This window comes from Syntrophaceae bacterium, from assembly GCA_013177795.1.
GTDB lineage: Bacteria > Desulfobacterota > Syntrophia > Syntrophales > UBA2192 > UBA2192.
The window spans coordinates 614,844-639,663 of the sequence record JABLXY010000002.1; the positions used below are offsets into that span (position 1 = coordinate 614,844).

Below are 24,820 nucleotides of genomic sequence, written 5' to 3' on the forward strand. Positions count from 1 at the left end.
GCGGCCTGCGCGAACCCGCGCGTGCCCGATGCGATGATGCGGGCGCCTTCGCCCGTGCCGCACGGCAGCGGCGTGCCCGGCGGCCGGGCCCTGCTTCGCGCGCGGCGCAACCGCGGACCGGGTCGCCGGCGCCCGCGGAGAGCCGCTTCCGCGGCAGAGCGGTGACGGCAGCCGGCGGCCGTGCGTCAATACCCGTGAGGTCCCGTCCGATGACGTTCCGGAGCATACTCTATCACGATGCCGGGGACGACAGGCCAGCCCTTCCGCAGGAACCCCCGGAGTATTTCGGCGATCTCAACCTCGACCAGGTCGTGGACGCCGTCACGGAGGGCAGGCAGGACTACGACCTCAAGCCGTTTTTTTACACCCCCCTCCGCGATGCCGACGGGATCCGGTACCGCCAGGAGATCTTCCGGGATTTGGAGAGCGAGGCGGTCTTCACGCAGCTCGGCGCTTTTGCGCAGCGGATGCGCGCCATGCGCGCACACCTCGCCCGGGCGGACACGCTGCACGTCCCCTACCAGAGGAAGCGATGGTTCCTCGAGGCGGTGGACATCTACTGCGACGCCGTGGACGGTCTGGCGCAGGGACTGGACCCCGCGGCACTGCAATCCCGCGGGTTGCTGGCTTTCCGGGACTACGTGCGGGGCTACGCGAACGCCGGCCGGTTTGCGTCGCTGCGGGCGGAGACGAAAACGCTGATCGCCGATCTGGCGGCGGTCCGCTACTGCCTGCACATCAAGGGCAACCGGATCCAGGTCCGCGGCTACGAGTCCGAGACGGACTACAGCGCCGAGGTGGAGAGCACGTTCGAAAAGTTCAGGCAGGGGGCGGCCGGGGATTCCCGCGTGACCTTTACCGACGGGCCCGAGATGAACCACGTGGAGGCGCAGATCCTCGACTTCGTCGCCCGCCTCCACCCGCGCGTGTTCTCGGCGCTGGACGCGTACTGCGCGAAAAACGCCGACTACCTCGACGGCACGATCGGCCGTTTCGACCGGGAAGTCCAGTTTTACCTCGCCTGGCTGGAGCATCTCGCGGCATTGAAACGGCAGGGGCTGCTCTTCTGCACCCCGCAGGTGGGCGGCGCCGGGAAGGACGTGCATGCCCGGGACGCCTTCGACATGGCCCTGGCGCACCGGCTCGCCGGCGAGGGCAAGGCCGTCGTCTGCAACGATTTCCGCCTCTCGGGGCCGGAGCGCGTCATCGTCGTGACCGGCCCCAACCAGGGCGGCAAGACCACCTTCGCGCGGACCTTCGGGCAGCTGCATCACCTGGCCTGCATCGGCTGCCCCGTCCCGGGCCGGGAGGCCCGGCTCTTGCTGTTCGACCGGATGTTCACGCACTTCGAGAAGGAGGAGGACACCCGGAGTCTCCGCGGCAAGCTCGAGGACGACCTGATGCGGATCCACCGGATCCTGGGGCAGTGCACGCCGAACAGCATCGTCATCATCAACGAGATCTTCACGTCCACCACGCTGCAGGACGCGGTGTTTTTGAGCCGGAGGGTGCTGGAGGCCGTCCTGGGACTCGACCTGCTGTGCGTCTGCGTCACGTTCATCGACGAGCTGGCCACGCTGAGCGAAAAGACGGTCAGCATGGTCAGCACGGTCGTCCCCGATAACCCGGCGGTGAGGACCTACCGGATCGAGCGGCGCCCCCCCGCCGGGCTTTCCTATGCGATCTCCATTGCCGAACGGCACGGCCTCACCTACGAACGCCTGAAGGAGCGGATCCGGTCATGAAGGCGTTTCTCCTGCACAGGGACCGGGATTTCGACCTGCGGCGCGACCTGCCGCCCTTCGGGGAGGACCTGGTCCGGGACCTGGGGCTGGACACGCTGTTCGATGCCATGGCGGCGGGCGACCCCTTCGTGCGGGAGGTGGCCCGAAAGGCCGTCCTGACCGCCGTGGGCAACGACGCGGAGACGATCCGCTACCGCCAGGACGTCCTCAGGGACTGCCTGCGCCACCCGTCCGTGATCCGGGAGCTCTACGCCGTCGCGGAGGAAACCCTCGAGCGGGAAAAGAAGAGCTACTGGGGCATCTTCAGCCGTTTCCCCAGCTCGGTCCTGTACCGCGCCCTCGAGGTGATGGAGATTTACGTGGGGATGCTCCGGAGGCTCAAGGCGATCCAGGATACGCACGGGGACCGGTTCGAGTCGGAGGGGTTCCGGGCCTTCTTCGCCATGATCCGCAGGGAACTCGGGGAGGACTACTTCGCCCGCGTCCGGCAACACCTCGACGAGCTGAAATTCCGCGACGGGCTGCTGATCAGCGCCGGGCTGGACAGGGGCAACAGGGGGACGAACTACGTCCTGCGCAAGCCGCACGGGAAACAGGAAAGCTGGCTGAGGCGGGTTTTCTCCCGGAAGCCCCCCCAGTACACCGTGACGATCCACGAGCGCGACGAAAGCGGAGCCAGGGCCCTGTCGGAGTTGAGAGACAGGGGGATCCACCACGTGGCCGATGCGCTCGCCCGGTCCGCGGATCACATCCTGAGTTTTTTCAGCCTGCTCAGGGCGGAATTGGCCTTTTACGTCGGCTGCCTGAACCTGCACGACCGGCTCTCGCAGCTGGGCGGGCCGACCGCGTTCCCCCTCGCCGGGGCGCCGGGCGGGAAGGGGCACGCCTTCCGGGGGCTCTACGATGCCTGCCTGGCGCTGACCCTGGGGCGGGGCGTCGTGAGCAACGGGATGGACGCCGGCGGCAGGCCCCTGGTGATCATCACGGGGGCCAACCAGGGCGGCAAGACGGTCTTCCTGCGGAGCATCGGCCTGTCCCAGCTGATGATGCAGTCCGGGATGTTCGTGCCGGCGGAATCCTTCCGTGCGGGCATCTGCGACGGCCTGTTCACGCACTTCAAGCGGGAAGAGGACCCCACCATGAAAAGCGGCAAGCTCGACGAGGAACTCGCGCGGATGAGCGCCATCGCGGAGAGGCTCACGGCGAATGCCATGGTGCTGTTCAACGAGTCCTTCGCCGCGACGAACGAACGGGAAGGCTCGGAGATTGCGAGGCAGATCACCTGCGCGCTGGTGGACAGGGGCGTCCGGGTCTATTACGTCACCCATCTCTACGCATTCGCCCGCGGGCTGCTCGAGGACAGGGCGGGCGACACCCTTTTCCTGCGCGCGGAGAGGCTGCCCGACGGGGGGCGGACGTTCCGGATCGTCGAAGGCGAGCCCCTGCAGACGAGCTACGGGAAGGATCTCTATGACGCGATTTTCGGGCGTCGTTCCGCCGGGCCTGCACAACCCGCGGATGGGCCGGCGATCGCGGGGGAGAAGACGGAGGGGGGTGCATGAACGTTCCCGCCGGCGATGCGCCGAAGAGCAAGGCCCTGCGGTTCGTCGTGCTGATGGGCGCCGTGAGCCTATTCGCGGACATGACGTACGAAGGCGCGCGCAGCATCACGGGCCCGTTTCTCGGCAGCCTGGGCGCGAGCGGGACGGTGGTCGGCGTGGTGTCCGGCCTCGGCGAGCTCGTCGGTTACAGCCTGCGCCTGGTGTCGGGGTATCTGAGCGACCGGACCCGGCGCTACTGGGCGATGACGATCACGGGCTACGGGGTCAACCTCTTCGCCGTTCCCTGCCTCGCCCTGGCCGACCGCTGGGATCTGGCGGCGGCGCTCGTCATCGTGGAGCGCCTCGGCAAGGCGATCCGCACGCCCCCCCGCGACACCCTTCTGTCCTATGCCACCCGGCAGGTCGGCAGGGGCTGGGGGTTCGGTCTGCACGAGGCCCTGGATCAGGCGGGCGCCATGCTCGGCCCCCTGATCGTCGCCGCCGTGCTCGTGATGCGAGGCACCTATCAGGCCGGTTTTGCCGCGCTGCTCGTCCCTGCGCTGCTGGCCGTGGTCATCCTCCTGGCGGCAAGGGCCCTGTACCCGTCGCCGCGGGACCTGGAACCCGGGGGCGCGGGGGCCCGAGCGGGCTTCCCGCGCTGTTTCTGGATCTACCTGGGCGCGGTGTCCCTCGTCGCCGCCGGCTACGCCGACTACCCCCTGGCGGCCTATCATTTCGGCAGGGTCTCCTCCGTCCCGAGGGACTGGATCCCGGTCTTCTATTCCGTGGCGATGGGCGTGGATGCCCTGGCGGCCCTCGTTTTCGGGTATCTCTTCGACCGCCGGGGATTCGGGATCCTCATCGTGTCGGCCCTCGTCTCGGCGGCCTTTGCCCCGCTGGTGTTCCTCGGGGGCTTCTGGCTTGCCCTGGGCGGTGTCGTCCTCTGGGGGATCGGGATGGGCGCCCAGGAGTCGATCGTGCGCGCGGCGGTCGCCGAGATGGTCCCGGCCGACAGGCGGGGCACGGCCTACGGGGTGTTCAACACCGGCTTCGGGATTTCCTGGTTTGCGGGGAGCGCCCTCATGGGGTATCTGTATGACATCTCCATTCCGGCGCTGGTCCTGTTCTCCGTCTCTGCGCAGCTTCTGTCCGTGCCCCTGCTCTGGAGCGTCAAGCGTCAGTGGGCGAATCGGCCGGCGTAGCCCGCCCGGCCCGGGGACGACGGGACACGGACCGCCGCGTCTTGCAGAACGCGGCCCCGCGGCCGAGCGCAAGGGGGGTGATCGCCTTGAAAGACCTGGATCAGAACATCCTGCATGCCGTTGACGCCTTGCTTCGGACGGGCCCGTGGGACAAGCTCGTTCTCCTGACACCCGCCGAGGCCTTGTATCCCCTGCTGGCCCCGCGGGTCGAGATCCCGGTGATCGTCATCACGCAGAAGGGCTGCACGGCAAACGAAATCCCGTCAGCGATCCGCCCCGGGGATTCGGTGATCACCCTGCCGTGCGAAGTCAGCGGCATCGAAGATCTCCTGAACCTCTCCGTCTTCATGGCAACGGCAAGCGGGGCCCTCTCGCGCGGTGACCGCGTCGTCGTCATCGGAGCCGGTCTCGAGGACCGGGCAAGCCTGCTGGTGCTGCTCCGGAACGACGAGTTCTCCTTCAGCGAGTTCTATCGTGTCGTCACCGACCCGTCCATGCCCGACCCGTCCGTCGTCAAGGCTGTCCTCACGATAGCGCTGGAGCTGGGACGGATGAGGAGACAGCCTGCCGGGGCGCTCTACGTGATCGGGGACACGGACCGTGTCCTGCAACACAGCACCCCGCTCTTCATGAATCCCTTTGAAGGCCAGCCCGGGGACAGAAGGAATGTGATGGAGGGCCGGGTCAGGGACACGCTGAAAGAGTATGCGCGCCTCGACGGGGCGGTGATCATCGACGAGAAAGGTTTCGTGCGGGCCGCGGGCGTGCACATCAACGCAGACATGCGGGATGTCGACGTCCTCATCGAGGGGACGCGTCATGCCGTCGCTGCGGCGATCACCCACCGGACCGGCGCGATCGCCATCACGGTGTCGGAAAAGACGGGGATGATCATGCTGTTCAGGGGCGGAAGCCCCATCCTGAAGGTGGGACCCTGAGGCAAGAGGGCAACCGCTGCGGGGCGTATAGCCGCCGGCACCGGAGTGTCCGGGCGGCAAGCCGCGGGGTCGTGAGCGAGCCCGCCCCAGGGGGAAGCGGGAGGCAGATGCGCACGGGGATCGAACAGCTGGTTCGGGAACTGGAAGATCTCCACCGCGGCGGCCGGGCCGTGGACGAGCTCGCGGCCTGCGGGGAGAGCGCCGTGGGGCCTCTTCGCGACTACCTCCTCAACGGCCCGCCCTCGCACATCTTTCAGCCCCGGCAGTGGGCCGTCCAGGCCCTTGCCCGGCTCGGCGCGTGGCCTGTCCTGCTGGAATATCTCGAGATGCCCAGGAGCATCCCCGACCCGGTGACCCGGTTCGGGGAGGAGGCCGTCGAGAACACGGCGGCCCGGGCCCTGGCCGCCCGGCAGACGGAAGAGGTGTACCGGGTGCTGCTGCGGCTTGCCGGCCGGCGCTTCCTGCCCGGCGTCATCGAGGCCCTCGGGTCCTTCCGCCGCCCCGAGACGGCCCCCCTGTTCGTCGCGGCGCTCGGGGATGACCTGTGCCGTGCCCCCGCAGAGCAGGCCCTGCGGCAGCTGGGGCCTGCGGCGATACCGGCCCTCCGCAGGGCGTCGCGCCGCGTCAGGGGCTCCCGCACGGCGGAGACGCCGACGGACACCCTGCGCAGGACGTGCGCGCTGCGGCTGCTCGCGGAACTGAAGCGGCGGCAGGGGGGACGCTGAGTGCCGGGGCCGCGGGGCTTTACAAAGGGCCCGATAAACGGTACGTCCGCGCTGAGGCACGGCATCGCGGCACAGGGGAGGCCACCATGATCGACATCCGCATACCCGGGTTCGGGCAGGTTGTCCTGGAGCACCTGGTGCTCGATTTCAACGGCACGCTGGCCTGCGACGGGATCCTCGCCGAGGGGGTGCGGGAGCTGCTCGGGCGGCTCTCGCGGGACCTGGAGATCCACGTCGTGACGGCGGACACCCACGGCAGCGCGGCCGCGGCATGCGAGGGCCTGCCCTGCCGCCTGGTCGTTCTGCCCGAAGGGAACCAGGACGTTGCAAAGCGGGACTACGTGCGGGAACTGGGCGCGGCACGGACGGTCTGCATCGGCAACGGCCGCAACGACCGGCTCATGGTCCGGGAGGCCGCCGTCGGCCTCTGCGTGATCGGGGGGGAGGGGGCCTCGGCGGAAACGGCGTCGGCGGCCCCTGTCGTCTGCGGGGACATACGGACCGCCCTCGAACTTCTTCTCCATCCGAAGCGGCTCGTCGCCACCTTGCGCTCGTGAGGCCCGAACGGGCCGTCCCGGCGGCAAGGCAGCGCCTCGCTCATCTGACTGCAAGTGACCCCAGAAACAGCTTCGGCAGCAGCGTCGTGAAGACCGGCACGAAGGTGACGATCAGCAGGTCGGCGATCATCACCAGGAGGAAGGGCACGACGGCGCGGCTGATCCGCTCCAGGGAGATGCCGGCGATCGAGCAGGACACGAAGAGGCAAATCCCCATGGGCGGCGTCAGCATCCCGATGGCAAGATTCGTCACCACGACGACGCCGAAGGTGACCGGGTCGATGTTCAGATAGGGCACCAGCGGCACGAGAAGGGGCACGAAAATGATCAGGGCGCTTGCCGTCTCGATCAGCGTCCCCACGAACAGCAGCAGCACGTTCACGATGAGAAGGAGCACCACGGGGTCCTTCGAGAGGGAGAGGAAGAGCTGCGTGATCGCCTGCGGGATTTGCTCGAAGGCGAGCACCCAGCCGAAGAGGGATGCGTTGGCGATGATGAACATGACCAGGGCGCTCGTGACGGCGGCCCTGATGAAGATGCCCGGCAGGTCCCGGAACGTGATCTCCCGGTACACGAAGAGCCCGACCAGCAGAGCGTAGTCCGTCGCGACGACGGCGCTCTCCGTGGCCGTGAAAATCCCCGACATGATCCCCCCCACGATGATGCCCGGCATGCCCAGGGCCCAGAGGGCGTCCTTGAAGGTGGTCCAGACGGTTGCCGCGTCGAAGCCCCCTCCGACCGGTACCCCATTTTTTTTGCATGGAAATAGGAGACGGCCATCAGGGACAGGCCGACCAGGAGCCCGACCCCGACGCCGCCCAGGAACAGGGCGCCGATGGAGGTGGAAGCCATGACGCCGTAGATGACCATGGGGATGGACGGCGGGATGATGACGCCGATGGCCCCGGCCGAGGCCTGCAGGGCCGAGGCGAACCCCACGTCGTAGCCCCGCTTCTTCATCTCGGGGATCATCAGGGTTCCGATGGCCGCCGTGTCCGCCGCGGCGGAGCCGGAGATCCCGGCGAAGAACATGGAGGCCAGGACCGTGACGTGGGCGAGGCCCCCGTGAACGAACCCGACCAGGGCGCTGGCGAAATTGACGATCCGGCGGCTGATGCCGCCGGATTCCATCAGGGCTCCGGCCAGCATGAAGAAGGGGACGGCCAGGAGCTGAAACGAGTCGTTGGAGGTGAACATCTGCTGGACCGCCACGGTCAGTTCCACGTCGAAAAGAAACACCATGGCGGCCGCCGCCGCGATGCCCATCGAGAAGGCGATGGGCATCCGCAGCAGCATGAGGCCGATGAGAATCGCGAAGATCGCGTATTTCACGGCTTCCCCTCCCCCGGCTCCGGGAGCATCCGCACAAGGGTCTGGAAGATGATGATCCCGGCCGAAACGGGCAGGACGAGGTAGGGGATGTCCATGGAAACGGACAGCGTCGGCGAGATGCGGGTCTTCACCACGGGCAGGATCCTGAGCGAGCTCAGGAGGATGGCCCCCATGAAGACGACGATTGCGCCGTTCACGGCGACGTCGAGGAGGCGCTGCGCCGGGCGCGGGATCCGGTCGTAGACGACATCGATCCCGATGTGGGCCCCGCGGTAGGTGGCCAGGGCCGCACCGAGAAAGGAGACCCAGACCAGCATGTAGCAGCCCAGCTCTTCCGCCCAGCTCAGGGCGTCGTTCATGACGTAGCGCCAGAAGACCCCCGCCGACGTGACGGCGGTCATCACGACGAGCAGGACCACGACGGCGCACCCCACCAGGCGGTCAAGCCCGCGGCTGAGGGTCTTGAGCAGGCGGATCATCACTTGACCTTCTGGATGTCGGCGATGATCTTCCTCCATTCGGGGTGCTTCTTGTACTCGTCCTCGTAGATGCTCTTGCTGGCTTTCTGGAAGAGGGTCCGGTCGACGCTGTTGACCTGCATCCCCTTCTCCCGGAGCTTCTTGAGGACGTCCGCCTCACCGTCGTTGTTCACCTTGCGCTCGTAGGCCGAGGCCTCGCGGGCCGAGTCGACCAGGATCTTCTGGGTCTTGGGGTCGAACTTCTTGAACAGCTCGTTGTTCATCATGATCACGTTGCCCGAGTAGGAATGGCCCGTGAGCGAGTAGTATTTCTGCACCTCGTAGATCTTGAACGCCCAGATGACCCAGGGAGGGTTCTCCTGCGCGTCGATGGTGCCCTGCTGTAGCGCCGTGTAGACTTCCCCCCAGCCCATGGGGATGGGGTTCGCGCCGAGGGCCTTGAAGGTGGCAATGTAAATGGGGCTCTGCATGACGCGGATCTTGATGCCGCTCAGGTCCTCGGGCTTGTGGATGGGGCGCTTGTTGTTGGAGACGTTGCGGAAGCCGCGCTCGCCGAAGGCGAGGCCCTTGATGCCGATTTTCGAGAGCGAATCGAGGAACCGCTGCCCGATGGGGCCGTCGAGCACCTTGTAGGCATGCTTTTCGTCCCGGAAGAGGAAGGGCATGTCCAGCACGCCGAACAGCGGGTCGAAGGTGGTGATGGGCCCGCAGGTGATGGTGGCCAGGCCGATGGTCCCCGTCTGGACCATGGTGATGAGGTCCTCCTCCTTGCCGCCGAGCTGCTTGTTGGGGAAGATCCGGATCTCCACTTCGCCATTGGTGCGCTTCTCCACCAGCTCCTTGAATTTCACGGACTGGATGTGGAAGATGTCTTCCTCGGTGCAGACGTGGGCCAGCTTGATCGTCGTCTTCGCCTGGACCGCAGCAGGCATCAGGGCGAGCACAAAGGCGCCGACAAACGCGAAGGTCATGATCCATCGATGGTTCCTCATCGGGCTACCCCCTCCTTGGGAAATGGTGTCGAGTGCTCTTTTGTCCTTAGTGAATCCGCGCGGCCCTTGTCAAGGAGAAACAGCGGATTCCGGGCGAGGCTGACGTGTGTCGCCGCCTTGCGGTGCGGCCGCCTCCCGGACAGCCCGGTCCCGGGACACCGGAAGCCGCCCCCGCGGCCTGCCGCGGATCTCCCGTGTTTTGACAGCGGCCTGCGCGTCCGCCGGCTTCGCACGCGGCGGCCGTCGGGTGGTGCACGATGCCGGCGGCGCCGCCGTTTCCCCATGGACGCGGCGCGTTCCATGACCGTCACGGGAAGCCCCGAACGTGCGTGCCAAAGACTTGTGCGATGGTAAGCGGGGGGATGGCCTGCGCAGCAGCGGCTGCCGGAAGGGACGGGGGGACGGGGAGCGGGTGTGCCGCCAGCCGGGCGGGGATCTCCGGCCCGGAGAGACCGGAGATCCCCGCTTCGGCCGGAGATTACAGCTTGAAGAGCAGATCGGCGTACGTGGGCACGGGCCACATGTCCCTGGGGACCAGCATCTCCATGGCATCGATGTCCGTCCGCAGGGCCTGCATCGCGCCGACGACCTCGTCCCGGTACATCTCAGCCTTCTTGACGCAGTCTTCGGTCTTCTTCGCTTCCGCCACGGCGGCCTCGAGCCGGCCGAGGGACTTGTAGGACGACGCCAGCAGGGCACCGAGTTTCTTCAGGAGATCCTCCTGGACGGAGGCACCGACCGATGCGGCCTTGAAGCTGGAGACCGAGTCGGCCAGGAACGTCGCATACTCGACGGCCGCGGGGATGAGCTGCTTCTTGGCCATGTCGATGGCCGCCAGGGCCTCGATGTTGATCTGCTTCGCGTAGGTCTCGATGTAGATCTCGTAGCGGGAATGCAGCTCCTTGCGGGACAGGACCCCGTATTTCTCGAAGAGGTTCTGCGCCTTGTCGGTGATCAGCGCCTTCAGCGCGTCCACGGAGTTCCGCACGTTGGGCAGGCCCCGCTTCTCCGCCTCCTGCAGCCACTCTTCGCTGTAGTTGTTGCCGTTGAAGAGGATCCGGCCGTGCTTCCTGTACGTTTCCTTGATGATCGCCGCAGCCTCGGCGTTCTTGTCCTTCGCGTTTTCGAGGCGGGTGGCGATCTCGTCGAGGGCCTCTGCGGCGATGGTGTTCAGGGCCACGTTCGGACCGGCGATGGACTGGGAGGACCCCACCATCCGGAATTCGAACTTGTTGCCCGTGAAGGCGAAGGGGGAGGTCCGGTTGCGGTCCGTGTTGTCCTTGGGGATCGCGGGCAGCGTGTCCACGCCGACCTTCAGGTACTGGGCGCCTTTCGTGGTGACCGGCTCGTCCTTCGAGAGCTTCTCCAGGACCGCCGTCAGCTCGTCGCCCAGGAAGATCGAGATGACGGCCGGGGGCGCCTCGTTGGCGCCGAGGCGGTGATCGTTTCCGGCGCAGGCGCAGGTCGCCCGGAGGATGTCGGCGTGGGTGTCGACGGCCTTGATCAGGGCGCTCAGGAACAGCAGGAACTGCTTGTTTTCGCCGGGCGTGTGGCCCGGGTCGAGCAGGTTGATCCCGTCATCGGTCGACAGGGACCAGTTGTTGTGCTTGCCGGAGCCGTTGATGCCGGCATAGGGCTTCTCGTGGAGCAGGCAGACCAGGTCGTGGCGCAGGGCGACCTTCTGCATGGTCTCCATGACGAGCTGGTTGTGGTCGGTTGCGATGTTCGTCGTCGAGAACAGGGGGGCCAGTTCGTACTGGGCGGGCGCGACCTCGTTGTGCTGGGTCTTGGCGGTGATGCCCATTTTCCACAGCTCCCGGTTGAGATCGTGCATGTACGCGGAGACCCTGTCCTTGATGAAGCCGAAATACTGGTCCTCCAGCTCCTGGCCCTTGGGGGCGGGTGCGCCGAAGATCGTCCGGCCCGTCAGCATCAGGTCGATCCGCTCCGTGTAGAATTTCCTGTCCACGAGGAAGTATTCCTGCTCGGGGCCGACGGTGGAGGAAACCCGGCTGGACGTCGTGTTGCCCAGGGCCCTGAGCACGCGCATGGCCTGCTTCGACACGGCTTTCATGGAGCGCAGCAGGGGCGTCTTCTTGTCCAGGGCTTCGCCGTTGTACGAGTAGAAGGCGGTCGGGATGGTGAGGGTCACGTTGCCGCTCGCATCCTCCTTGAGGAAGGCGGGGGAGGTGCAGTCCCAGGCCGTGTATCCCCTGGCCTCGAAGGTGCTGCGCAGGCCTCCGCTCGGGAACGACGACGCGTCCGGCTCGCCCTGGATCAGCTGCTTGCCGGAGAATTCGAGGTGCCCGCTGCCGTTGGTGCTCGGGGAGATGAACGAGTCGTGCTTTTCCGCGGTGATCCCGGTCAGCGGCTGAAACCAGTGCGTGTAGTGGGTCGCCCCTTTTTCAACGGCCCAGTCCTTCATGGCATTGGCGACGACTTCGGCAATCTCGGGCCGAAGCGGCATGTCCTTTTCGATGGACTCCTTCAGGGCCTTGTACGCGTCCCGGGGGAGCCGCTCCTTCATGACCTTGTCGCTGAAAACGTTCGAACCAAACACTGCCGTGATCTCCATGTTTCTCTCCTTCTATCGTGATTTGTTTTCTCCACGTGGTTCGGGGCTATGGCGTGGCATCGATGCCGTGGTGTTGCCGGGGAGGGCCCGCACGGGCCTGCCGCACAACCCGCATCAGGCAATAAGGGTGCCACGGGATGACATAAATGTAATTATGCAAAATCATTGAATGTAATGATTATGCGCGCAGGGAGGCGGGGTAAAATTGGATACATTTATGTGCAGATATTCGGACGAATAACAAAATTGATACACTCGGTCGCGGCCTCACCGCACCGGGGACCGCCTGCCGGGCCTTGCGTTCATGGGCGGCTCCGTCCGCCCAGGGCCGGCTGCTTCTGTGCCGACTCGCGCGGGGCGGCGCAAAATGATCTTGCCGAATCGAATGGTTCCGTGTAAAGAGGCGTCAGTCCCGTGCCAGGATCGTTCCGTCGGGCCGGGTGAAAGGAGGCGCATCCCATGTCGGGCGGCAAGGAAGGGAGCTGCATCTTCTGCGACATCGTGAGCGGCAAGGCCCCGGCGTACCGCGTCCACGAGACCGAGCACGCGCTGGTCATTCTCGACATCCACCCCTACACGAAGGGCCACTGCCTGGTGCTGACGAAGAAACACGTCCCCTGGTGGCACCAGCTCTCGGGGGAGGAGACGGCCGACCTCTTCCAGGCCGCCAACACCGTCGCCAACCGGATGATGAAGACCTACAAGCCGGACTTCGTCTTCCTGTACGCCCGAGGCAGGCGGATCCCCCACACGCACATCTTCCTGATCCCCACCTACGGCGGGGACGTCCTGGACCGCTTCTTCAACGCCCTGGAGAATTTCCAGGAGTCGCCCGCCCAGCTCGCGGCGCTGAGGGACCCCGCGCTCATGGCGCAGGCGGCACGGGAGCTGAATGAGGCCGAGTAGCCGCCCGGTCCGGCAGGACGCCCTTTCTTGACAGTTCCGGCGTGAACCCGTAAGATCGTCGGGCCGCGTCAAGCGAAAGCAGCGCCCATGACCGAACCGCCACGCAAAGCCAACGTCCGGGTCCTCTTCGCGCTGACCCTCGTTCACTTCACGGGCGACTTCTTCAACGCCTTCACGACGCCGCTGCTGCCCGTCTTTGCCGGCGCCTTCGCGCTGTCGCTCACCGAGGTCGGCATCATCAGCGGCCTGGGCCGTTTCCTGTCCTTTGTCGTCCAGCCCAACGTGGGGTACTTCGCCGACCGGCACCGCACGCGACTCTTCATCCTCGGCGGCATTCTCCTCTCGGTGACCGCCATCCCCCTCACGGGCGCGGCCCCGTCGTATGCCGTCCTTTTGTGCCTCACGGCCCTGGGTTCCATCGGGTCGGCCCTGTTTCACCCCTCCGTGGCGGGGATGGTCTACTCCTACGCGGGCACGCGCCCCGGGTTCGCCTACTCGGTCTTCAACATGGGCGGCACCTTCGCCTTTGCCGTCGGTCCCCTGTTCATCACGTGGTACGTGAGCGGCCTGGGACTCGGGGCGATGCCCTGGCTCATGGTCCCGGGGCTCGCGGTCCTCGCCTACCTGTTCCTCGCGGTGCCCGTGCCGGAGGGGGAGAAGATGGAGAGCGACACGTTCCTCGGCACCCTGCGGGAGGCCTTCGGGCATGTCTGGAAGTGGATCGCCCTGATCTGGCTCCTCATGGTCTTCCGCGCCTTCGTCGCCCACGTCTTCCGCACGTACCTGCCCGTGCTCTACGTCCAGGAGGGCTACAGCCTCGTCGCCGTGGGGGCCATGATCACGCTCTTCACGCTGGCCGGGACGGCAAGCGGGATGCTCTTCGGCTACCTCTCGGACCGGATCGGCTTCCGCGGGCTCTTCGCCGCGAGCTTCCTCCTGGCCTCGCCCTGCCTGCTGCTGCTCGTGTGGGCCGAGGGCCCCTGGGTCTACCCGCTCATCTTCCTGTCCGGGTTTTTCATCATGGCGACCCTCCCGCTGGGCGTCACCCTGGCGCAGACGCTCGCCCCCAAGGGCCGGTCGATGGTCTCGAGCCTCATGATGGGATTCGCCTTCGGCCTGGGGGGCACCATGACGCCCATCGCGGGGGCGTTTGCCGATGCCTTCTCCATCCGGCCGGTGCTCGCCGCCGTGGCCGTCATCCCGCTGGCGCTCCTCGTTTTCGTCTCGCGCCTTCCCGAACCGGGCAAAACGTGTTAAACACGGAACGAACCATCATTCCCCGGCTGCGGAGCTGCCCATGAACTATTCCCTGGTCGTCAACGGGTTCGGCAACGCCTTTCTGCAGGAGTTCGGCTGCCCCTGCCCGCGCTGTGCGCGCAGGGACCGCGTGGCGAACGTTTCCGTTTCCCTCGTCGGCCGTGACGGCGGGGGCCGCATCGGCTGGCACGCCCTCGTCGATGTGGGCCTGGGTGTGGTGGACAGCCTCCGCGAGACCTTCCGTGCCGACGAGGCGCGCGTGGACTGGCTGCTCTTCACGCACTGGCACCCGGACCACAGCCTCGAGCTCAACCGCCTCGGCGAGACGATGCGGCGCACGGCCCGGCGCCGGGGCGGGAAGTTCTCGAGGATCCCCGCGTGGTGCCGGGAAGGCACCGGCAGGTGGCTGGCGAAGAACTTCTCCTACGAGTGGTACCGCTGCCTCGACGGCCGGCCGTCGAAGGAAGCCGAACCGCCGGGGACGCTCCTCGACCCCATTGACCTCGGGACGGACGGCATCTCGATCACCCCCGTCTGCGTCTCCCACGCCGGCGCCGACATCAACCCGGAGAACTTCAAGGACCGGATGTACAACTGCGCCTGCTTCGTCGTGCAGACCGAAAGGGGGAAAACGGTGCTCCTCTGGGATCTCGACAGCAGCAACACCTGGATCACCAACCCCGAAACGGGGCCGCAGAGGGAGGCCGCGGAGCTCCTGACGGGGGCGGACCACCTCTTCCTGGACTGCTTTTCCTGGACCGTCGAGGAGCACGCGGGGTTCAGCACGGGGCACCTGTCCTTTGCCACGGCCCGTGAAGTCGCACGCGTGCTCCGGCCGAAGGAAACGCTGCTCGTCCACATGGGCGGCCACGAGGAGGGCGAGGGAAACCCCGGCTGGGGCTGGACGGACGAGATGTGGGGACGCGAGGCGCAGAGGCTGTGGGCGGAAGACGGCCTGCCCGGCACGGTGCGCGTCCCCGTCATGGGCGAGGCGTTCGACATCTAGACGTTGCGGGCGGCGGAGCCCCGGGGGAAAGGAGGGGTCATGAAGAGAATCGCTGTTGCCGCGGCATGGGTCGTCCTGGCGCTTCTTTTCTCGGCGGCGCCGGGGACAAAGGCCTTCGCCGGGGGTGATGACGGGCTGGGAATGCAGTCGGACCAAGCGACGGGGGGGCTGCGGGTCCTGGCCGTCGCCGTGCGGTTTCCGGATGCGAGGCCCTCGTTCGATCTGGACAACATCCGGAGACGGGCCGTCGGGGATCTCGACCGGTACGTGCGGGAGCAGTCCTACGGGAAGGCCTGGGTCAAGGCCGACTTCCGGGGCTGGGTGGACCTGCCCGATCCGCTGTCGTTGTACAAGGTGAGCCCGTATAACTTCCAGGTGGACCGCCGGCGGGTGCGGAAGCTCATCGAGGACGCCATGACGGGCGTGGAAGCGGACGTGGACTTCGGCCGGTATCAGCATATCCTCATCATCCCCGGCGTCCGCACCATGCCGGGGCAGGGATACGGGATGCTCTGCTACTGTGCCAACCCGGGGATGCTCACGGGGGTCAGGGGCAACCTGGCCTACGCAACGGTGCAGTCGAGGGGCGGCGCGGCGTTTCGCGGCGGCATCTTCGTAGGGTGCGAAAACGCGCACCTGGGCATGTTTGCCCACGATTTCTTCCACGCCCTGGGCGGCATCGATGCCGGGAAGCGGCGGGTCCCCTGACTGTACGATTTCGAGCGTCAGTCTGACGCTTCCGCAGGTCTTCCCTCCTTCGATCACAACGCGGTTTACATGGGGCCCTGGGACATCATGTCCCAGCATTTCGTGGAGCGGGGCAGCCCGCCTCCGGGGATCAGCTCCTTCACGAAGATCCGCCTCGGGTGGATCGCCAAGGAGCAGGTCCGCTTCGTGAAGCCGGGCGGGACGGCTGTGGCGTTCCTCTCGCCCCTGAGTGCAGGGGGAGAGACCCTGGCCGTCAAGATCCCCCTGGCCCGGGGCCATTACTACCTGATTGAGAACCGCCAGCCCGTGGGCTTCGACCGGGCCCTGCCCGACGCGGGGATCCTCGTGCTGAAGGTCAACCCCGACGCCGCCGAAGGCTACGGCACCGTGAAGGTCATGGACGCAAACCCTTCGGCCCCCCATTTCAGGCAGGCGACCTATCGGCTTGATGCCGCGGGCAGGGATCTCTTCAGGGACGGCGAAGTCGCCGTTGTGCCCCTGTGGGGGGACGGCGACAGGCTCGGGGTCCTCGTGACCGCGCCGGAGCGGGGCGCCGAAGCACTCGAGGCCGCGCGGGCCGTGGAAAGGCTGATGAGGGAACGGGGCCCCCGGGACCCGCGCACCGCAGAGGCGAAGGCCGCGTTCATGGCCTTCGATTTCAAGCGGTGCGCCGCGATCGCGGGCCGATAGTCTGCAAATCGTGCACAAGGAGAACGGCATGGACGAGCTGCTGAAGAAGATCAGGGAGATCACGGGTGCCGGCGACGAGGCGGCCCGGAAGGTCATCGACGAGGTCGTCGCCTTTGCCAAGTCGAAGGTCCCCGGGCCCTTCCAGCATTTCGTGGACCAGATCTTCGAGCGGGACGAGTAAGACCGCGTCTCGGTTATGGGGCAAGAAAAATTTTCTTCAAAAGAGCCCCTGACCCCTGCCGGATGAGGTTTTCTTCAGGCTGGTCAAAAAGGTTCAGATGCAAGGCGCCTGACAGGCCGAGGAGCGAGGCGTACTTGAGCGTACGTTGAGCGACGAGGTCGGAGGGCAACGCAGCAGATGAATCTTTTTCACCTGCCTGTTAATCCATGGCGCTGCCCCAGGGATTCACCCACGGGTTGGCCGCGCAGGCCAGACAGAAGACCTTCGTGGGGATGGAGCCGCAGCCCTGCTGCCACATATCGAACCGGCGGCAGGCCCGGCACAGGGGCTTGTCGCAGCCGTCGCAGTAGATGATCGAGGGCACCTTCCCGCAGACTCCGCAGATTTCCTTTCCGTCTGTGATGCGCATGTCCTTGCTCCCGGCGGCGGAAATTCCGAATCCCGCTGCTGACAGGCTAGCGGCAGGCGGCCCCCCTGTCAAGCCGGGGCCTTCTCAGAAGCGGTGACGAAGGGCGAAGTGGAAGACCACGTCGGGGGCGGTCTTGACGGCCAGGTCCTCCGCCACGCCGATGTCCAGCGCGGTGCGCTCCGAGACGTGCAGCGTGCCGCCCAGGACGGCCTGCACGGAGGCCGAACCCAGCTCGGCGAGATCGCTGTCCCGGTAAAACGCCGTGTGCCCGTCCAGCTGGACCTTCAGGGTGAGCCACGCAAGCGGCTGCCAGCCCGCCCCGAGGCTTCCGAGGGCAACGGCGTTTTTCTGCTGATCGGGCAGAACATCGCCGTCCGTCATCCCCATGACCCCGGCACCGCCGAAGAGTCCCCAGTGACCGCCGCCCGCCTTCCACCCCCGGCTTGCCGCGAGCCAGAGCGCGAGGTCGGTGCTGCCGCTGCCGTGCAGGTCGCCGCTGTTGCCGGTGGGGAGCTTCAGGCTCGCGCGCAGGGCCAGGGCCCGCGGGTTTTCGCCCCCGTCGGCGATCAGCTGCACCCCGCCCCCGAGGCGGACGTCCCCGATGCCGGAACCCGAGCGGCCGACGTAAACCCGGTTGACCCCGTTGCGTTGATACTGAAAAAGGATGCGGCCCCCGGGCGCCTTGTCGCGGCCGCCCTGCGGAAAGCCGAAGGTCCGATGGTAGGACTCGATGAACCCGTCCAGGAAGCCCCCGCCCTGGCGGATCCAGGGCAGTTCGAACCCGATTTCCGTGCGGGCCCCGATTCCCATGCGGCCCGCCAGGCTCAGGCGGACCGTCTCGCCGTCGAGGACGAGCTGTTCGCGGCGGGCGCTCACGTCGATGAAGTGATTGGCCAGATCGAGGGCGAGGGCCAGCTCCCGTTGCCCCTCCGGCAGGACCCGCGCATCGCCGGCGGCGGGCAGGCCGAAGATCTGCACGAGAGGGCTGCGGTTCGAGACGTGAAACGGCGCCATGTCGGCGGGCATGCCGGTCGACGGTGCGAAAAGCAGCCCCAGCAGGGCCGCCGTGAGGATTGCGGGCAGGCGCTTCATGACGTGGAAACGTAGCACTGCCGCGGAGAAAATGGTACAAAAAACGTCAAATCGGGAAAGGAGGGGTCAATCCATGCAGAAGATCTCCGTCGGCACGAACGTGTTCCTCTACCCCATGCCCGTCGTGCTCGTGGGAACGGATGTGGGCGGCAGGGCGAATTTCATGGCCGTGGGGTGGGTGAGCCGCGTCAATGCGGCGCCGCCCATGCTGGCCGTCGGCATTTTTAACAAGCACTACACCAACGAGGGCATCCGGGAGAACGGGACCTTCAGCGTCTGCGTCCCCGACAGGCGCCTCGTCGGGAAGACCGACTACTGCGGGCTCGTCTCGGGCCGCAGGGTCGACAAGTCGAAGGTCTTCGACGTGTTCTACAGCGAGACGAAGACGGCCCCCATGATCCGGGAGTGTCCCCTGAACCTCGAGTGCCGGCTCGTGCAGACGGTGGCGCTGCCCACCAACAACCTCTACATCGGCGAGATCGTCGCCTCCTTCGCCGACGAGCGCTGCCTCTCGGAGGGCAAGCTCGACGTCAGGAAGCTCGACCCCCTCCTTCTCACCATGCCCGACAACCGCTACTGGACGGTGGGGGAGTTCGCGGGCCGGGCATGGGAGGCCGGGAAGGCCGTCGGTGACTAGCCGGCCCGGGGGCGCCGTGCGTCATCGCAAAGGGCTTTATCAAGCAAGGCCTTTTGTGGTAAGCTTGCAGCCGTTTTACGTCCGGGGGCGAAGCGCTTCCGACCGACATGCCGCTCCGGAAGAGGGAAACGAACCATGACGCCAGAACCAATGGCCGGGAATGAAGCCGGCCGTCACCCGGTCCGGTGGCTGACGGACCCCTTTGCGGCCCTGGGCCGCAAGGCGATCAGCTGGGTCAACAACCTCGGCGCCTCGACCATCTTCGTCTCCCTGGCCGTCGTGAAGATCTTCCGGCCCCGGCAGCTCATGAAGATTCTCGAGCAGCTGTGGCTGATCGGCGCGGGCTCCGTCCCGATCATCATGCTCGTCGGGCTCTTCACGGGCATGGTCCTGGGCCTGCAGTCCTACCACGCGCTGGTCAAGTTCGGCTCCCAGGGCGCCCTCGGCACCCTGGTGGCCCTGTCTCTCATCCGGGAGCTGGGCCCGGTGCTCACGGCCATCATGATCACGGCCCGGGCGGGGTCGGCCATCACGGCCGAGATCGGCAGCCAGCGGATCTCGGAGCAGATCGACGCCCTGGGGACGATGCGCATCGACCCGCTGCGGTACCTGATCAGCCCGCGGGTCGCGGCCTCGATCATCAGCTTCCCCCTGCTCACGGCCATCTTCGACGTCGTCGGGATCATCGGCGGGTACATCTCGGGGGTGATGCTGCTGGGCGTCAACGCCGGCACCTACCTGTACCGCATCGAGGCGAGCGTGGACCTCAAGGACGTCACCGACGGCTTCGTCAAGGCCATCGTGTTCGCCGTCATCGTCACGACCGTGTGCTGCTACCAGGGATACTTCGCGCACATGCGCACGGACAGCTACGGCGCCCGGGCCATCGGCCGGGCCACGACCGCGGCGGTCGTGATCTCCTGCGTGCTGATCCTGATTGCCGACTACGTGGTGACGTCGCTGCTGATCTAGAAAACCCCCCTGCGTCCCCCTTTTGCAAAGGGGCAGGGCAGGGGGATGTGAAAGAGGAAAACCAGGTTGGGCATGGCGACCCCGCTGATCGAATTCAAGGACGTCTCGAAGCGCTTCAACGACAAGACGGTGCTCGAGCGCGTCAACCTGCAGATCTACGAGGGGGAGGTCACGACGATCATCGGGCTGAGCGGCACGGGCAAGACCGTTCTGCTCAAGCACATCATCGGGCTGCTCAAGCCCGACGAGGGGACGATCCTGTTCCGGGGAACCCCCCTGGAGAAGATCCGCAGGCGCGATTTGCCCATGAGCTACATGTTCCAGGGCAACGCGCTGTTCGACTCCATGACGGTCTACGAGAACGTGGCCCTGCCCTTGGAGGAGACGACGAACCTGGGCCGCGCCGAGATCCGGCGGAGGGTGATGGCCCGGCTCGAGCAGATGGAGCTCGCCGACGCGGTCGACAAGTACCCCTCGGAGATCTCCGGGGGCATGCAGAAGCGCGTGGCCCTGGCGAGGGCCCTGGTGACGGACCCCCAGATCGTGCTCTTCGACGAGCCGACCACCGGCCAGGACCCCGTCCGCAAGAACGCGATCCTGGGCATGATCGCCCAGTACCAGCGCACCTTGGGATTCACGGCCGTCCTGGTGAGCCACGAGATCCCGGACGTGTACTTCATCTCGAACCGGATCCTCGCCCTCTACGGAAAGCGGATCGTGTTCCAGGGGACGCCGGAGGAGTTCGAGGAATTCGAGCACCCCTTCAAGGAGGAGGTGGTGCACAGCCTCGAGGGGCTGCAGAAGGAGCTCACGGGCCTGCACTCCCGGCGGCAGTTCAAGCTCCGCTACCAGGGGCAGCTGCGCGGGGGCGCCCTCGGGGATGCCTACGCGGTGGCCGTGTTCACGCTGGAGGGGCTCGACAACGTGGCGGCGCACCTGGGCCACGATGCATCGCAGGAGGCCCTCCGGAGCCTCGGCGTGTTCCTGGGCAGGCATTTCGCGGCGATCGGCGGCTTCTCCACCCGCCACAGCATCAACGAGTACGTCACCGTGCTGCCCTCGACGGACCGGGCGGAGGCGGAGGGGATCGTGGCGGAGTACGTGCACGACCTGCAGGCCCAGGAGCAGGCGATCCTGGACATCTGGGCCGCGGCGCAGAAACGTTCGAAGTCCGACACGTGCGTGGAGCTGACCCTGCTTGCCGGCCTGGCCCAGGGCCGGCCCGACGAGGACCTCGACTCCGTGATATCCCGGGCAAGGCAGGCCCAGCAGGTCGTGTCCCGCATTCGATGCATCAACGAGGGGGATGGGAAATGAAAAAGTATGCCATGGAGACCACCGTGGGCATTTTCGTTGCAATAGGGCTGCTCTGCGTCGGCTACCTGACGGTGAAGCTCGGCAACGTCGCCTTCTTCGAGGGTGACCAGTACCGCATCTCGGCTCGCTTCACCTCGGTTTCGGGCCTCCGGGTCGGCGGCCCGGTCACCATGTTCGGCATCGAGATCGGGCGGGTGGACCGGCTCGCCATGGACCAGAAGAGCCAGCAGGCCATTGTGGAGATGCTCATCCGGAAGGACGTCCAGATTTTCGAAGACGCCATCGCGTCGATCCGGACGGAGGGGCTCATCGGTGACAAGTACGTCAGCATCGACCCCGGCGGACTGGGCGAGCCCCTCAAGCCGGGCGACTGGATCATCCAGACCCAGTCGGCCGTGGATGTGGCCGACCTGATCAGCAAGTATGCCTTTGGAGACGTGAAGAAGGAGGAACCGGCGAAGCCATGACGAAAACGAAGACGATGGGAATCTGCGCGGCCGCGCTGAGCCTGATCCTGCTGACGGCCGGCACGGTGCCGGCGCAGGCCGCGACGGCCATGGAGATGCTGCGCACCGAGGTCACGCAGGTGATCGACGTGCTCCGCGACAAGACGCTCAAGGAGGACGTGAAGCGGGAGAAGCTGCGGGTCATCTACAACCGGATGTTCAACCAGGAAGAGCTGTCGCGCTGGTCCCTCGGGCGCCACTGGAACTCCCTGACCGAGGCGCAGCGCAAGGAGTTCTCGCCCCTGTTCCAGCAGGTCCTGGAGAACACCTACGCCGACCGGATCCTCGCCTACGACAACGAGAAGGTCCTGTTCGACCGGGAACTCCCGATCGCCCAGAGACGGGTCGAGGTCCAGACGCGGGTGGTCGCGAAGTCGAGGGAAATCCCCGTGAACTACCGGCTCGTGCAGGAGAAGGACGGCCGGTGGAGGGTCTACGACGTCGTCGTCGAGAACGTGAGCCTCGTGATGAACTACCGCTCCCAGTTCAACGAAATCCTGGCCAAGAACACGCCGGCCGATCTCATCGAGATCCTGCGCAAGAGAGCCAAAGAGCAGAAATCCTGAGCCATGAGGCGCATCCCGCTCGTCCTCGCACTGGTGGTCATCATCGCCTCGGGCTGTGCCCACGGGCCGCAGCCTGCCCCCGACACGCTTGCCGCGGGGCTGGCGTCAGGCGCCCCGGCACCGGCCGCCCCGGGGTCGGCCCCCGAAGAGGTCCGCCCGGTCTCCGACGGGGCGGGCGCGGCGCCGCCGCAGGCCGAACCGGCCGAGGCGGCCGAGGGGGAAGAGGACGACTTCGACTACGAGGCGGAGCCCCCGTCCACGGCCGCCGTCACGATCGCGGACCCGCTGGAGCCCTTCAACCGGGCGATGTTCACCTTCAACGACCGCCTGTACTTCTGGGTCCTGAAGCCGGTGGCGGAAGGGTACAGCGCCGTCGTGCCCGAGCCCGCGCGGGTGAGCGTGGGCAATTTCTTCTCAAACCTGCGGTCGCCCATCCGCTTCGTCAACTGCCTGCTGCAGGCCCACTTCATCGGCGCGGCCACGGAGCTGTTCCGCTTCATGATCAACAGCACGATCGGTCTGGCGGGCCTCTTTGACCCGGCCGGCAGCGAGGAGGTCGGCCTCCTGAGGCAGGACGAGGACTTCGGCCAGACCCTCGGCGTCTACGGCATCGGCCACGGATTCTACCTCGTCTGGCCGTTCCTGGGCCCCTCGAGCCCCCGGGACACCGTGGGGATGGTGGGGGATTTCTTCGCCTACCCGGTGTCCTACCTCGATCCCTGGTACGTCTGGACGGCCGTCCGCGGGTACCAGGCGATCAACGACACCTCGCTCACGATCGGCGACTACGAGGCGATCAAGGGAGCGGCCCTGGACCCCTACGTCGCGGTGCGCAACGCCTACATCCAGTACCGCCACATGAAGGTCCAGGAACGGGGGACGATCGGCACGACCGAACCGGACATCCCCGGCGCGGGCAGCCCGGCGCGCCGGGTGAGGCCCTGACCCGCCTCGCCCGCGGCCCGGTTCCCCTCTGACCGTGTGCTTGCCCGCCCGCTCAAGGGCTCTCGCAGGCCCTGCCCCTGAGGCTGAAGAAGAACCTGAGCCCCCTCTTGACCGTGTCGGAGAAGAGCTTGGTGGCCATGAAGTTGCCGGCCACCCGCTTGTTGATCTCGCCCAGGGTCGGGTAGGGGTGGACCGAGGCGGCCAGGGTGGCGAGCGAGACGCCGCCGTTGAGGGCCGCCACCCACTCGCTGATGAGGTTCCCGGCCGAGGGGCCGAGAATCTGGATTCCGATGGGTTTCTCCTTCTCGTCGAGCAGCAGCTTGATTTTCCCCTCCTGCTCCCCCTCGGCGAGGCTGCGGTCGTTGTCCCGGAAGTTCTCCGTCCACAGGGAGTACTTGATGCCGGCCTCCCGGGCGGTCTTTTCGTTCATGCCGATGGAGGCCAGCTCGGGGTCCGTGTAGGTGCACCAGGGGATGTAGGTGTAGTCCGCCTTTCTCGGCAGGCGGAAGATGGCGTTGGTGATGACGATCCCCCCCTCGTAGCCCGCGGCGTGGGTGAACGGGTAGGCGCCCGTCACATCGCCCGCCCCGTAGATGTGGCTGTGGGCCGTCGTCCGGAGCCTGCTGTCGAGCCTGAGGCCCCTGCCGTCGAATTCGACGCCGATCGCCTCGAGGCCGAGCCCTTCCAGGTTGGCCTTCCGCCCCAGGGCGACGAGGACGGCCTCGGCCCGCAGGCGCTCCGTCTGCCCGCCCGTCCGGATCACGACCTCCCTCTCATCGCCGAGGTCGCGGACCTCCAGGATCGAGGCGCCGAGGCGGAACCGGACGCCCTCCGCTTCCATGACCTGCATGACCGTCTCGGCCATGTCCCTGTCCTCTCGGGTGAGGATCTGAGGGGCCGCATCGACGATGTCGATGTCCGTCCCCAGGCGGCGGAAGGCCTGTCCCATCTCGACGCCGACGGGGCCTGCGCCGAGGACGATCATGGACCGTGGAAGCCTGTCGAGATAGAAGATTTCCCGGTTGGTGAGGACGGGCGTCCTGTCGAGCCCGGGGATGGGTGCGGATGCCGCCGAGGATCCCGTGGCGATCACCCAGTGCTTCGCCGAATGGACTTGCCCGTTGAGGCGGATGGTGTGCTCGTCGACGAAGCGCGCCTCCCCGAATGCAACCCTCGCGCCCAGCGCGCAGAACCGTTCCTCGGAGTCGTGCCTCTGGATCGCGGCGATGACCGACCGGATCCGCCGGGTGACGTCCCTGAAATCGACGGGGGGCAGGTCAACGGCGGGAAGCCCGTACCGGGCCGCATGGCGCATGAGGTGGCGGACGTGGGCCGTCCGGATGAGGGTCTTGCTCGGGACGCAACCGTAGTGGAGGCAGTCGCCGCCGAGCGCGTTCTCCTTTTCGATGAGCAGGGTCTTTGCGCCGAAGCGCGCCGCCCCGGCCGCCACGGTCAGGCCGCCCGACCCCCCGCCGATCACGCCGATGTCGAAATCATACCGGGACATGCCGTCATCCCCTTGCCCCGTGTCCGGGGCCGCGC

At 66.7% G+C, this 24,820-nt stretch carries 24 protein-coding genes and 1 pseudogene; 18 read left to right on the plus strand and 7 right to left on the minus strand.

Features of this window, described 5'->3' with window-relative positions; translation table 11 throughout:
* Positions 1-209: 209 nt before the first annotated feature.
* The 6 genes from HPY67_07905 to HPY67_07930 all read left to right on the plus strand — a co-directional run bounded on the left by HPY67_07905 (position 210) and on the right by HPY67_07930 (position 6,708).
* Positions 210-1,745, plus strand: a complete 1,536-nt coding sequence (locus HPY67_07905; GenBank protein NPV04641.1) for a DNA mismatch repair protein MutS — start codon at positions 210-212, stop codon at positions 1,743-1,745.
* Complete coding sequence (locus HPY67_07910; protein ID NPV04642.1) at positions 1,742-3,307, plus strand: DNA mismatch repair protein MutS; 1,566 nt, start codon at positions 1,742-1,744, stop codon at positions 3,305-3,307. The genes HPY67_07905 and HPY67_07910 overlap by 4 nt, the downstream gene beginning before the upstream one ends.
* Positions 3,304-4,488 carry an MFS transporter gene (locus HPY67_07915; protein NPV04643.1) on the plus strand — a complete coding sequence of 395 codons (1,185 nt, stop codon included), beginning with the start codon at positions 3,304-3,306 and terminating at the stop codon, positions 4,486-4,488. Before HPY67_07910 ends, HPY67_07915 begins: the two co-directional genes overlap by 4 nt.
* A gap of 86 nt (positions 4,489-4,574) precedes the next feature.
* Complete coding sequence (locus HPY67_07920; GenBank protein ID NPV04644.1) at positions 4,575-5,426, plus strand: hypothetical protein; 852 nt, start codon at positions 4,575-4,577, stop codon at positions 5,424-5,426.
* A 107-nt stretch (positions 5,427-5,533) separates the two neighbouring features.
* Positions 5,534-6,151, plus strand: a complete 618-nt coding sequence (locus tag HPY67_07925) for a hypothetical protein (GenBank protein ID NPV04645.1) — start codon at positions 5,534-5,536, stop codon at positions 6,149-6,151.
* 86 nt (positions 6,152-6,237) lie between these two features.
* Positions 6,238-6,708: an ATPase P gene (locus tag HPY67_07930; protein ID NPV04646.1), complete on the plus strand. Its 471-nt coding sequence runs from the start codon at positions 6,238-6,240 to the stop codon at positions 6,706-6,708.
* A gap of 40 nt (positions 6,709-6,748) precedes the next feature.
* On the opposite strand, the pseudogene HPY67_07935 reads toward HPY67_07930, so the two are convergent.
* From HPY67_07935 to HPY67_07950, 4 genes and pseudogenes are all read right to left on the minus strand, one after another.
* Positions 6,749-8,040: pseudogene (locus tag HPY67_07935) on the minus strand (TRAP transporter large permease).
* Entirely contained in the window at positions 8,037-8,519 is a 483-nt protein-coding gene (locus tag HPY67_07940; protein NPV04647.1) for a TRAP transporter small permease, read from the minus strand. The pseudogene HPY67_07935 and the gene HPY67_07940 overlap by 4 nt, the downstream one beginning before the upstream one ends.
* A complete protein-coding gene (locus tag HPY67_07945) occupies positions 8,519-9,511 on the minus strand; it encodes a DctP family TRAP transporter solute-binding subunit (protein ID NPV04648.1) in 993 nt (330 codons plus the stop codon). The genes HPY67_07940 and HPY67_07945 overlap by 1 nt, the downstream gene beginning before the upstream one ends.
* A 478-nt stretch (positions 9,512-9,989) precedes the next feature.
* Positions 9,990-12,086 (minus strand): glutamine synthetase type III, encoded by a 2,097-nt coding sequence (locus tag HPY67_07950; protein NPV04649.1) that lies wholly within the window; start codon positions 12,084-12,086, stop codon positions 9,990-9,992.
* A 459-nt stretch (positions 12,087-12,545) separates the two neighbouring features.
* Between HPY67_07950 and HPY67_07955 the strand changes: the two genes are divergently transcribed.
* The 6 genes from HPY67_07955 to HPY67_07980 all read left to right on the plus strand — a co-directional run bounded on the left by HPY67_07955 (position 12,546) and on the right by HPY67_07980 (position 16,834).
* Entirely contained in the window at positions 12,546-12,992 is a 447-nt protein-coding gene (locus tag HPY67_07955; protein ID NPV04650.1) for an HIT family protein, read from the plus strand.
* A gap of 87 nt (positions 12,993-13,079) precedes the next feature.
* Positions 13,080-14,249, plus strand: a complete 1,170-nt coding sequence (locus HPY67_07960) for an MFS transporter (GenBank protein NPV04651.1) — start codon at positions 13,080-13,082, stop codon at positions 14,247-14,249.
* A 40-nt stretch (positions 14,250-14,289) separates the two neighbouring features.
* Complete coding sequence (locus tag HPY67_07965; GenBank protein ID NPV04652.1) at positions 14,290-15,255, plus strand: MBL fold metallo-hydrolase; 966 nt, start codon at positions 14,290-14,292, stop codon at positions 15,253-15,255.
* 39 nt (positions 15,256-15,294) lie between these two features.
* Complete coding sequence (locus HPY67_07970; protein NPV04653.1) at positions 15,295-15,963, plus strand: hypothetical protein; 669 nt, start codon at positions 15,295-15,297, stop codon at positions 15,961-15,963.
* Between the two features lie 69 nt (positions 15,964-16,032).
* A complete protein-coding gene (locus HPY67_07975) occupies positions 16,033-16,653 on the plus strand; it encodes a hypothetical protein (GenBank protein ID NPV04654.1) in 621 nt (206 codons plus the stop codon).
* A gap of 28 nt (positions 16,654-16,681) precedes the next feature.
* Positions 16,682-16,834: a hypothetical protein gene (locus HPY67_07980; protein ID NPV04655.1), complete on the plus strand. Its 153-nt coding sequence runs from the start codon at positions 16,682-16,684 to the stop codon at positions 16,832-16,834.
* 199 nt (positions 16,835-17,033) lie between these two features.
* Here HPY67_07980 and HPY67_07985 read toward each other — a convergent pair whose 3' ends face one another.
* Positions 17,034-17,243, minus strand: coding sequence for a hypothetical protein (locus HPY67_07985; GenBank protein NPV04656.1), 210 nt, complete (start codon positions 17,241-17,243; stop codon positions 17,034-17,036).
* Positions 17,244-17,327: 84 nt separating this feature from the next.
* Positions 17,328-18,335 carry a DUF3187 family protein gene (locus HPY67_07990; GenBank protein ID NPV04657.1) on the minus strand — a complete coding sequence of 336 codons (1,008 nt, stop codon included), beginning with the start codon at positions 18,333-18,335 and terminating at the stop codon, positions 17,328-17,330.
* Positions 18,336-18,408: 73 nt separating this feature from the next.
* Here HPY67_07990 and HPY67_07995 point away from each other — a divergent pair, with 73 nt between their 5' ends.
* From HPY67_07995 to HPY67_08020, 6 genes are all read left to right on the plus strand, one after another.
* Positions 18,409-18,972, plus strand: coding sequence for a flavin reductase family protein (locus tag HPY67_07995; GenBank protein NPV04658.1), 564 nt, complete (start codon positions 18,409-18,411; stop codon positions 18,970-18,972).
* Positions 18,973-19,122: 150 nt separating this feature from the next.
* Positions 19,123-19,944 carry an ABC transporter permease gene (locus HPY67_08000; protein ID NPV04659.1) on the plus strand — a complete coding sequence of 274 codons (822 nt, stop codon included), beginning with the start codon at positions 19,123-19,125 and terminating at the stop codon, positions 19,942-19,944.
* 72 nt (positions 19,945-20,016) lie between these two features.
* Positions 20,017-21,261, plus strand: a complete 1,245-nt coding sequence (locus tag HPY67_08005; protein ID NPV04660.1) for an ATP-binding cassette domain-containing protein — start codon at positions 20,017-20,019, stop codon at positions 21,259-21,261.
* A complete protein-coding gene (gene mlaD / locus HPY67_08010; GenBank protein ID NPV04661.1) occupies positions 21,258-21,728 on the plus strand; it encodes an outer membrane lipid asymmetry maintenance protein MlaD in 471 nt (156 codons plus the stop codon). The genes HPY67_08005 and mlaD overlap by 4 nt, the downstream gene beginning before the upstream one ends.
* Complete coding sequence (locus HPY67_08015) at positions 21,725-22,333, plus strand: ABC transporter substrate-binding protein (protein NPV04662.1); 609 nt, start codon at positions 21,725-21,727, stop codon at positions 22,331-22,333. The genes mlaD and HPY67_08015 overlap by 4 nt, the downstream gene beginning before the upstream one ends.
* A gap of 3 nt (positions 22,334-22,336) precedes the next feature.
* Positions 22,337-23,278, plus strand: coding sequence for a VacJ family lipoprotein (locus tag HPY67_08020; protein NPV04663.1), 942 nt, complete (start codon positions 22,337-22,339; stop codon positions 23,276-23,278).
* 52 nt (positions 23,279-23,330) lie between these two features.
* On the opposite strand, the gene HPY67_08025 is transcribed toward HPY67_08020, so the two are convergent.
* Entirely contained in the window at positions 23,331-24,785 is a 1,455-nt protein-coding gene (locus HPY67_08025; protein ID NPV04664.1) for an FAD-dependent oxidoreductase, read from the minus strand.
* Positions 24,786-24,820: the final 35 nt, after the last annotated feature.